A 9,484-nucleotide genomic window follows, 5' to 3' on the forward strand; every position below is an offset into this window, starting at 1 on the left:
TAATCGCGAGTGAGGCTCGTGAAACCCCAGGATCGCTTGCAAGGCAAGCTCCTACGGGCTCAGGGAATCACCACCTGGTGCCCGCGATCCTGCAGGGCCTCCGCCAACGCGTTCTTGGCTCCCTGATCGCCGTGAACCAGCCGGATCTCCTGCGGGGCAGGGCGCATGCCATCCACGAACCGCAGTAGGTCGGAACGGCCCGCGTGGGCGGAGAAGCCGCTGAGCTGGTGGATGCCCGCCTTAATGGTGTAGCGCTCGTCGTCCAGCTCCACCCAGCCACCCTCCGGGCCGTAGCGCAGGATGTCGCGGCCCGGGGTGCCCTCGGCCTGGTAGCCCACAAAGACCACGTCATTGCGGCTCTGGCCCAGCATGGCCTTGAGGTAGTTCACGATGCGCCCGCCATCGCACATGCCGGAGCCGGCCAGCACCACGCAGGGGCGGCCCGTGTCATTCAGGTACTCCACGGCATTGAGATGATCCTGGTGATCATCAATCACCGTGAGCTGCTCAAAGGAAAGAGGATGGCGCCCCGCCTCCACCCGCTCCATGGCCTCCTCATCCCAAAAAGGTTTGAGCTCGCGGTACAGCGCCGTGAAGTTCGCCGCCAGCGGTGAGTCCACCACAATCTCCAGATCCCGCCAGGGTTCGCCCTGGTTGTCGTGGAAGATGGTTTCCAGCTCGTAGAGCAGCTCCTGGGTGCGGCCAAGGCTGAAGGCGGGAATCAGTACGGTGCCGCCGTCGCCCAGTGCCTGCTCGATCACAGCCCGGAGCTGCTCACGGCGGTCATCCCGATGCTCGTGGTCCCGGTCGCCGTAGGTGCTCTCCAGAATCAATCGATCGCAGGCTTCCGGTGTCTCGGGTGACGGAATCAGAGGCGTCCCAGGTGCGCCAAGGTCACCGCTGAACACGATGCGTTCCCGTGCACTCCCCGAACGGGCATCGCACTCCACATAGGCGGAACCCAGGATATGGCCGGCCCGCTGCAGGCGAATGGCCAGCGACGCATCCCCCTCCTCAAACACCGGATGCCACTGGTTGTAGGGAATGGCCCGGGTACGTCTGCGGATCAGCCCCAGAACCCGCTCGATCAGCTCATAGTCCCGGGTGTAGCCGATCTTCAGCGCGTCCTCGAGCATCGCCGGCAGCAGCCGGGCGGAGGGCTCGGAGCACAGGATAGGCCCTTCGAAGCCGGCCGCCAGCAGGTAGGGAATGCGGCCCACATGGTCAATGTGCACATGGGTGACCACCAGCGCCCGGATATGCTCGATGGGGAACTCAATGGCCAGCTCACTGGCCGAGGCCCGCCCCTGGCTGTCCGAACCCTGAAACAGGCCGCAGTCCATCAGAATGCCGTTAGGGCCCAGTGTCAGCTCGTGACAGGAGCCGGTGACGCCGCTCACTGCGCCATGGTGTGTGATCGTAAATGCCATAAAAGTCCTTTTAAGCGGCCCTCCCAGAGTGCGCTGGAACGCTCAATTACCCCGTCGCCTGGACCATAACCGCCTTCAGCACATCACAGGTTTTCTCAATTTCGGAATCCGTCAGGGTGGGATGGCAGAGGAACATCAGGCTGGTGCTGCCCAGCTCGCGGGCAACAGGAAGGAAGGCATTCTCGTTATCTTCTGTAGGAGCGAGCCCAGCTCGCGATTGAACCCCCGCAAGCGATCCGGGCCCAAGCCCGGCATCCCGGAAGTTCTTCTCCAGGTAAACCTCCGAGCAGGAACCAGACATGCAGGGCACGCCCCGCTCCATGATGGCGTGCTGGACGGCATCGCGGTCCCAGCCGGGGGCGAGCTGGTCCGGCTCCACGAACACATAACACTTGTAGCCGGCATGCTCGATGTCCGCCGGCACCTCCGGCGCACGCAGGCCGGGACATTCGCGGGCGGTGCGCCAGATCGCCTCGCAGTTGGCCAGACGCTGCTCCTGCCACTCGGGCATGCGCTGGAGTTGGATGCGGCCGATCACCGCCTGCATCTCCATCATGCGCCAGTTGCTGCCGAAGCTCTCATGGAGCCAGCGGAACCCGGGTGGGTGCTCGCGGTTGTAGACCGCGTCGTAACTCTTGCCGTGGTCCTTGAAGCTCCACATGCGGGCCCAGAGTTCGGAATCACTGGTAGTGACCATGCCACCCTCGCCACCAGTGGTCATGATCTTGTCCTGACAGAACGACCAGCAGCCCACATCCCCCAAGCTGCCCACCGCACGCCCCCTGTAACGGGCCCCGTGGGCCTGGGCGCAATCTTCGATCACAGAGAACCCGTGTTCCCGGGCCAGGGCATTGATGCCGTCCATGTCACAGGGCCAGCCCGCGAGGTGCACGCAGATGACGGCGCGGGTGCGCTCCGTGATGCAGGGGCGGATGGTCTCCGGCGTGATCACCTGCGAATCCCGGTCCACGTCCGCAAACACCGGCGTGGCACCGGCGGTGACGATGCAGGACGCCGAAGCGATGAAGGACCGCGAGGTCACGATTACCTCATCCCCCTCACCAATCCCCAGCCCCTTCAACGCCAGATCCAGCGCGAGAGTGCCGTTGGCCACCGCCACCGCGTATCCGGTTTCGGCAAAGGCCGCGAACTCCCGCTCAAAGGCACGGCACTCCCCGCCCGTCCAGTAATTCACCCGGTTGGACAGCAGCACCTGCTGCACCGCATCGGCTTCTTCCTGGGTGAAGGAGGGCCAGGGAGAGAAAGGACCGTTCAGCATCGGTTAAAACATTCCATCATCAAATTCGAATTCAACACCGTAGGAGCGAGCCTCGCTCGCGATAAGATCCGGAATACAAAAGATCGCGAGCAAGGCTCGCTCCTACATGGGCGGGATATCGCTAGCTCTGAGGGAGTCAGCCTACCAGCGGAATGAATTCCTCTGAATCCATCGGACTGTAATTGGTTGGCAGGTGGCCTGACATCTGTACCAGAACCCGCTGGTTGTGGGGCACTGGCGCGGGGTTTACTCGTGCTACTTCCGCTCTGAGGTCGTTCGATGCTTCAGAAACCGCGTTCATCAGATCGTGGACCAGGTACCGCGGTGCCCAACCCAGCATGTGGTAGTCATCCGCCGTCTGGAGCTGTAGCGCGATGCCTGTTGCCGGATTATTCAACTCGATAGCAACCCGCAGAGAATCGCCAGCCTGGAGCTCATTGATGTGCGCTCTTGCACTTTCACTGACATGCCGCCAGCCATGGAGGAAAAACCGGCAGTCAAAGCCTCCGTCTACGCGTTTCTGGATCTGGGGGAATACCTCCAGATTATCGGTCTGCCGGCGACCTCCACCAACTGCCAGAATATCGTAGGAGCCAGCATCCACATCAAGACCGAGGCGGTGGACAATGTCCGCATAGTCACGACGATTGGGGCTGGGGACCCGGTTGCGGAACAACGTGAACAACTCGGCTGAATGGTAATCCTTTTTCAGCTCAGGAAAGGAATCCAAAGGTTCAAAGCCGGCTTTCTGCCTTGCTACTTCTGCACCGTGGGTGTAACGAAAGCGATAATCACGCTCGTTCTCCGCAATATCCAGGCGGCCAATGGGGAACCACAACCGACTCGCCGGCTGCGCTTCGGGTCCACTGTATTGATCCTGCCATGCAAGAAAGAGTGTTTGCGTCATCTCAGGCTCGTTAAACGAGTGTAAGTGTAGTTTAGCAGCTCTCTGGCAAACCAGCGGTGTTCTTCTGATATGGCGGCCTGGGGCACTGCGTCAACAATTCGTTCGATCTCTGGGACTGGGATTTTGTGGAGCCTTTCCAGCCAAGGATCCAAGTATTGAGGCCATCTCCGGGCTGCCAATTCTACCAGAGTAAGAGGATTTTCGCCTTTACGGGTATCAACACGGCGGAAAACGCCGCCCGTTCCACGGTTCGCATACCATTTTGCGCGGTCCAGATTTCTGTCATCCTGCCATTGACAGAGTTTCTGTGTGGGCTGTTCGCGCCCGAGCGAAGATGCATGGTCAAACGTCGGCGCCAGCCAGTGAATGGTTTGACTCTGAACTGACGTTCTCCGGAACAATGCCCAGTTTTCATGATGGCGGTCAGTGTTGAGCACGAGCGCATCAAGTACCACAAAGCCTGCTATCCCGCTGAATGCCTCTTCCAGCCGCTGCTCATTCTCACCTATGCCGTAGCGAATCGCCCTGAAAATGTTATCGAGCGTGTGCTGCACCTGCCCGAAACGCCGGTCGGGGTCATATTCCGGAATTGCCCCGGCCAGCAATTCATTACCATGAACCAGTTCGATGGCATGGTCATCTAACTCCGAGAACATCCGACAAAGACTCCCCCACTGCCCATTGAAACGCGCCAATTCGACTTCGGCGTGCGGTACTCCGAGCATTCGAGCAAGCTCAGCCGCAATCTTTTCGGCCCAGTGCTCGCCGGTGGCCTCTCCTTCGTTCTCCCGACTGTACTTGAAAAGCCATGGGAGCTGACTTGTTCCGGGGCGCTCAAGCCAGAACTTGTCCTTGCTCCCCATGGGCTCATCATCCAGTGCCCAGTCAGCGTCAATTTCAATGATCGGGAATGTGCTTTCCATAGCGTGACAGGTCAGCCGCTTATCGAGCGCATTTCAGTTCACGACTCATTTGATTTAAGTACCGGGAAAGGGGGCCGTAATCGAGATTGGTCCGAATAACCTGAGTCTCCTCGGGAAACTCAAAGATTATGGTGTTGCGCTTCAAAGGCCACCAATGGGTGTCCACCTGCATGCTGACCAGATTGTTCATGGGGATCCGGTATTCGTTTTCCAGTTTCAGCTCAATAAAGCCATTGCCAGTGACAAGAACCGGTTCTGTTCTGCGTAGCACTTTGGAGAGAAAATCTGGTGCGTCACTGATGATCTCCAATCCCAGAAAAACCAGTACAGCCTTCATGACGCCGCTGAGATTGAACTGAATCTCAAAGAAGTAAATAGCCAGAACGAATAGAATTGGCAGGCAAAGCCTGACGAATCGAAACCAATCCGCCAGACCTACCTTCAATGCCAGGCTGGAGATCAGAACCCGGTCAGCTCTGGAACTTTTTTCCTGCACGTCGATTGATCTCCTGCTGAATGGTCTGCCTGGCGCTTTCGTTGTTCCAGAAGAAACCCCAGATGAGTACTGTTGAGGCCAGCGTTATCGGAGTTCTTCCCCCTTCGTCGGGAAGTGACTTGACTTTGGCAATCATCTCTTTTGCTGACATCGCGCTGAATGAGTAGCCAAAAAAATTGCCAAACGAGGCGATGGTATCGAAGAGCTCCTGATACTCAAATAACTCCTGAGTGGGCAGTGACCACACACTCCAGAGAGGTTGCACGAGTGGTGTTGCGACCTTGGATCTCAATTTTGCGTGCAACGGGCCAGGCAGTGTCGTCAAACGCTTAAGAATCTGCCGCTGTTCCATCCGGGGAACGTGGTGATAAAGAATCACATCGGATAAAAGGCCGACGAGCTTTCTATCCGGTAAATCCTTGAACCGTTGTTTTTCCAGATTCAGGATCTGACAGAGATACGCAACTTTAGCGGTATCCTTCTCCGGCATTCTGTATTCGAGTCCGCTCGACATAAATCCTCCATGATTGGTACAGGTTGCTTAGTGATATAACAATTACCGGCATTAAAAACCAAAGTGCTTCCGTGAAATAGTAACGTCCGATGTACACGGATAGCGATGTCAGAAATACTGAGGATAGAAAGAACAGTGCCAGATGCTCAGAAGGGGATAGATATTTTGAATTAATGATCCTGAGAAATAAAAAAAGCAGTCCCCCGAATAGGGCTTGGAGTGCATAAAGATAAAAGTCACATCCACCCACCGGCTCAAGAAGCGCTGACCAAACCTCTGTCTCTGGGCAAAGTGGGACTATATAGGAGTAGGCGTAAATGTTCGCGATCGGAAGAGAGAAAACCGATATGGCGACCAAGCAGGTTGATAGGGTGGAAAACAGGACTTTTCGCATATCCGTTGCTTCTGCTATCAGAGGCTACCGGCTCGTGAGCGTGCGGCCTCTCTGGTTAAGATTCTTCCATGGATGAGCAGAAAGCTACAGCATGCCAGTTGGGTTGGTCAAATGCCTGCCTCTTGCATAATCCGTAGGAGCGAGCCCCGCTCGCGATTTCTCCAGGATCGCTTGCAAAGCAAGCTCCTACAGCTCTGTGATCCGCACCCGCAACATCACCCACAACTGTTGAGGCCAGCGTTATTCGGATTCAGCCCGTGGCTTGAATAAGCCGATTTGCGGGCGGGGAAGCTTGGCCTCGGAGGCAGAACGAATGGCATGCTCACGCCAGAAGGGCCAGGCATTGTGAACCACATTGTGCTGAATGAATTCCTGGATGGTGTCATCCGGGAGTTCCCGGCTCATTCGATAAATCACAGCAAAGGTCGCCGTCAGCTCGGAGAGAGGGCCCTGGTCGCTGTTTTCTGTGGTTTCCTCTTTGCGCACGAAGCGCAGCCCAAAACTGACGAAGGCCCTCAAGTAGAGCTCATCCGCCCCTCCGGACTCTGCTTCTTTAGAAATAAGATCGCCTGAGACACTGAGCTTTGACTGCTGGCGCATTTCGTCGGCCGGGTAGTGCAGGTCAACTGAGCGTTGACACCTCATGGAACCCGGAACGGATCTCATCCAACAACTCTGGATGATTCACGCAAAGCCGAATCAACCGATCCATGGCCACGCTCTGCGTGACTTCGCCCCGCTCATATTTGGAGAAGGCATTGGCACCACCGCCGAACACGCTGGCAGCTTCCTCCTGGCTCAGTCCCAGTGACTGCCGGCCATGGCGGATTTGTTCCGGAGACAGCAGGCCGTCGTAAGCGCGCCTGGCAGCCCGGATCAATGCATCATTCTGTTTAATGACCTCTGTCGGCACGAATTCGCGCCCACAGGCGTTACAGACGCAATACGACAAAGCGACGTCTACAGCGCCCTGACGGTACCGGATACTTTCATTCTCGGCGTGCTGCGTTACGTCGTGCGAGCCGCAAGCTTTGCATTCGTACATACGGAAAGCCTCAAAAGCTAATGTTGCCTCCTTGCCGCTCTTACGTCGTCCAAGTCGTATAAAGGCACTCAATGCTCCTAACCATTATGGTTAGTTTTGTGATGATGGCATAACGGGAGCCGTTTAGCTAGTCGGCTAACGCTGCGTCTTATCGTCCAGCTTCGCTCGCGATGATCCAGGATCGCTTGCAAGCAAGCTCCTACAGTCTCGTGATCCGCGCCCGCAACATCACCCGTAATCCCGACCGTTTGTAGGAGCGAGCCTTGCTCGCGATACCATCGACTCGCGACCTCACCCCCCACAAACCGTCCGCCAGATATAAACCAGATCATCCCGGAACCGCCAGTTCCGGATGTACTCCAGATTGATCTGCACCTTGTCCGGGTAGATCACCTCGTCATTGTAACGCTCCGGGTCCGGCTGGGCGGCGAGGATGGCCTCCTCGTCGCGGTAGGCCAGGGTGGCGGGGCCGGTGATGCCGGGGCGGACCGTGAGCAGCAGCCCCTGTTCGCCATCGAGGCGGTCCGCGTAGCCGGGCACGTCTGGGCGCGGTCCCACAAAGCTCATGTCGCCGACCAGCACGTTCCAGAGCTGGGGCAGCTCATCCAGCTTGGTCTTGCGGAAGAAGCGCCCCAGGGGCGTGATGCGCGGGTCGCCGGACTGGGTGATGGTGGTGTGGTGTGCGCGGCTCGGGCGCATGGTCTTGAGCTTGACCACGGTGAACAGCCGCCCGTCCTTGCCCACGCGCTTCTGGGTGAAGAAGCCGTTGCTGCGGGTGTCGAGGGTGGCGAGGAGCCAGGTGAGGGCGATGAGCCAGAAGGTGAGCGCCAGGCCGACAAAGGCGACCGAGGCATCAAAGGTGCGTTTCAGGGCCTGCTGCCCAGGTGAGAGACCATCCGCCATCGCTTTAGAGATAGCCGTAGCGCCGCAGGGAGGAACTGACCAGGGCCTCAAGACCAGCCACCTCGTCATCACCGAGCGCCTTGCGCCCCTTGCCGATGGTCTTGCTGGACACGCCGGCCACCGCGTTCGCGATCGTATCATCCGGCACCTCGTCGTGCCCCATGAAGCTCAGGATGCGTCGCATCTCCGCCTCCGGCTCCCGGACGAAGGTTTCGTAGCTTACGTGCAGCACCTTGCTTTCCGGCATCCGGGAAAGCGCCTCATCCGCCTTATCCACGCACCGCTGCCACTGCAGCGCGCAGACCTCATTCAGCGAATGATTGCGCAGGATGGCCTGCATGTTGTCGAGGGCCGGCCCCCAGAAGGCCAGCCGCTTCTCCCGGGAGACCAGCCGAAACAGGCGGGCCCAGAAATAACGGAAGGCGTAATAGGGCAGATCGCTCACCGGAACAAACCGGACTTTCTCCAGCAGGTAAGGAATGTCCAGCCCCGCCGTCCAGCGCTGGCGGGCGGAGCCGATGGCATCGATGCCGTCCCGGACGATGTAGATGTAACGGGCCTCCGGGACTACCCGGTCAACAAAGGGCACGCGCAGGCAATTGGCGCAAGTCTTCTCTACGAGCGTTTCCGCGTCAGTGCGCCGTGCCATGCTGGTGAAACAACCCCGGATGTATAGGGCAACGGGTTCCGTCGCATTTTCAGCGGGAATCTCATCGGAGGGGTACCGCACGTTGCCATGGCGCCAGATGTAGTTGATCTCATCGCAGGGCCAGGTGCTGATGCCTTCCAGGGAGGTGAGGGCGTTGCGGAGCATGTTGGTGCCGGATCGGGGAGCGCCGATGATCATAATAGGTTTACAATTCATCCAAATCATCCAAAAGCAGGAATATCAATTCCAAAGTCACGATAAGTCTGCACATAGTCTGCTGAGATCTTGTTTATATCAAATTCATTTTCCGCCAAGAATCGCGCTTGCTCTCCCATCTGGGTACGTAATTCTGAGTCACTCAGCATAGATAGCACGGCTTTTGTTAGCCCATCGATGTCTCCTTCTGCAACTAGATAACCTGTTATTTCGTGACGAACCGCTTCTCGAACACCAGGGACGTCGAAACCCACACAAGGTATTTTGGTGGCAGCAGCCTCCATCACACTACGTGGCACACCTTCGCGATAAACGGAAGGAAACAACAAAATATCTGAGCGCCGCAAAAGTTCCGGCACATCTGAAACACGGCCCAGATAATCGAAGTTCGTTTGAGAACTAAGCCACTGCTCCGGAACAGCGTCAGGATGATCAAGGTCTAGCTCGCCTGCCCATACGAGCCTGACGTCAGGATGTAATCGGCGAATGTGTTCTGCAACTTGAGAAAATTCGTACATACCCTTGTGCCAAATCAACCTTCCCAGCATCACGATTTGTATCGGTCTACTTTCTTCAATTGGCTGAAAGTTTGGCGTGAATTGTGTCAAATTAACACCAGAGCCAATAATTAGCATTGCGCGCTTTTCATCAACCCAGTTTTTCCGGATAAATAGTGACTTATCATCTTTGTTCTGAAAAACAGTACAGTTAGATCTCGGAAAAGCTAA

The 9,484-nt window shown here is 57.3% G+C and carries 11 protein-coding genes; all 11 read right to left on the reverse strand.

The window, feature by feature from the left end; all coding sequences use genetic code 11:
* Positions 1–59: 59 nt before the first annotated feature.
* On the reverse strand, positions 60–1,430 hold the full coding sequence (locus QZ501_RS08310; protein ID WP_151441244.1) for an MBL fold metallo-hydrolase: 1,371 nt from the start codon (positions 1,428–1,430) through the stop codon (positions 60–62).
* A 46-nt stretch (positions 1,431–1,476) separates the two neighbouring features.
* Positions 1,477–2,709 (reverse strand): DegT/DnrJ/EryC1/StrS aminotransferase family protein, encoded by a 1,233-nt coding sequence (locus QZ501_RS08315; protein WP_295718693.1) that lies wholly within the window; start codon positions 2,707–2,709, stop codon positions 1,477–1,479.
* Between the two features lie 136 nt (positions 2,710–2,845).
* Positions 2,846–3,616 carry a DNA-binding protein gene (locus tag QZ501_RS08320; protein ID WP_151441246.1) on the reverse strand — a complete coding sequence of 257 codons (771 nt, stop codon included), beginning with the start codon at positions 3,614–3,616 and terminating at the stop codon, positions 2,846–2,848.
* Positions 3,613–4,539: a HipA domain-containing protein gene (locus tag QZ501_RS08325; protein ID WP_151441247.1), complete on the reverse strand. Its 927-nt coding sequence runs from the start codon at positions 4,537–4,539 to the stop codon at positions 3,613–3,615. The genes QZ501_RS08320 and QZ501_RS08325 overlap by 4 nt, the downstream gene beginning before the upstream one ends.
* A 19-nt stretch (positions 4,540–4,558) precedes the next feature.
* A complete protein-coding gene (locus QZ501_RS08330; RefSeq protein ID WP_295718696.1) occupies positions 4,559–5,035 on the reverse strand; it encodes a hypothetical protein in 477 nt (158 codons plus the stop codon).
* Positions 5,010–5,549: a hypothetical protein gene (locus tag QZ501_RS08335; protein WP_151441249.1), complete on the reverse strand. Its 540-nt coding sequence runs from the start codon at positions 5,547–5,549 to the stop codon at positions 5,010–5,012. Before QZ501_RS08335 ends, QZ501_RS08330 begins: the two co-directional genes overlap by 26 nt.
* 634 nt (positions 5,550–6,183) lie before the next feature.
* On the reverse strand, positions 6,184–6,543 hold the full coding sequence (locus QZ501_RS08340; RefSeq protein WP_151441704.1) for a hypothetical protein: 360 nt from the start codon (positions 6,541–6,543) through the stop codon (positions 6,184–6,186).
* A 22-nt stretch (positions 6,544–6,565) separates the two neighbouring features.
* Positions 6,566–6,988 (reverse strand): type II toxin-antitoxin system MqsA family antitoxin, encoded by a 423-nt coding sequence (locus tag QZ501_RS08345; RefSeq protein WP_225741797.1) that lies wholly within the window; start codon positions 6,986–6,988, stop codon positions 6,566–6,568.
* Between the two features lie 291 nt (positions 6,989–7,279).
* On the reverse strand, positions 7,280–7,891 hold the full coding sequence (locus tag QZ501_RS08350) for a sugar transferase (protein ID WP_295718702.1): 612 nt from the start codon (positions 7,889–7,891) through the stop codon (positions 7,280–7,282).
* 4 nt (positions 7,892–7,895) lie between these two features.
* A complete protein-coding gene (locus QZ501_RS08355; RefSeq protein WP_363174760.1) occupies positions 7,896–8,765 on the reverse strand; it encodes a sulfotransferase in 870 nt (289 codons plus the stop codon).
* Positions 8,762–9,484 (reverse strand): glycosyltransferase (locus tag QZ501_RS08360; RefSeq protein WP_295718703.1); only part of this gene is annotated, 723 nt, incomplete at its 5' end. The genes QZ501_RS08360 and QZ501_RS08355, both read right to left, overlap by 4 nt.

This window comes from uncultured Halovibrio sp. (genome assembly GCF_913056445.1).
Taxonomy (GTDB): domain Bacteria; phylum Pseudomonadota; class Gammaproteobacteria; order Pseudomonadales; family Oleiphilaceae; genus Halospina; species Halospina utahensis_B.

Bases quoted from the DNA above. Each gene is read 5' to 3' on its own strand.
- QZ501_RS08310 (WP_151441244.1), bottom strand. From the start codon at position 1,430: ATGGCATTTACGATCACACACCATGGCGCAGTGAGCGGCGTCACCGGC.
- QZ501_RS08315 (WP_295718693.1), bottom strand. From the start codon at position 2,709: ATGCTGAACGGTCCTTTCTCTCCCTGGCCCTCCTTCACCCAGGAAGAA.
- QZ501_RS08320 (WP_151441246.1), bottom strand. From the start codon at position 3,616: ATGACGCAAACACTCTTTCTTGCATGGCAGGATCAATACAGTGGACCC.
- QZ501_RS08325 (WP_151441247.1), bottom strand. From the start codon at position 4,539: ATGGAAAGCACATTCCCGATCATTGAAATTGACGCTGACTGGGCACTG.
- QZ501_RS08335 (WP_151441249.1), bottom strand. From the start codon at position 5,549: ATGTCGAGCGGACTCGAATACAGAATGCCGGAGAAGGATACCGCTAAA.
- QZ501_RS08340 (WP_151441704.1), bottom strand. From the start codon at position 6,543: ATGCGCCAGCAGTCAAAGCTCAGTGTCTCAGGCGATCTTATTTCTAAA.
- QZ501_RS08345 (WP_225741797.1), bottom strand. From the start codon at position 6,988: ATGTACGAATGCAAAGCTTGCGGCTCGCACGACGTAACGCAGCACGCC.
- QZ501_RS08350 (WP_295718702.1), bottom strand. From the start codon at position 7,891: ATGGCGGATGGTCTCTCACCTGGGCAGCAGGCCCTGAAACGCACCTTT.
- QZ501_RS08355 (WP_363174760.1), bottom strand. From the start codon at position 8,765: ATGATTTGGATGAATTGTAAACCTATTATGATCATCGGCGCTCCCCGA.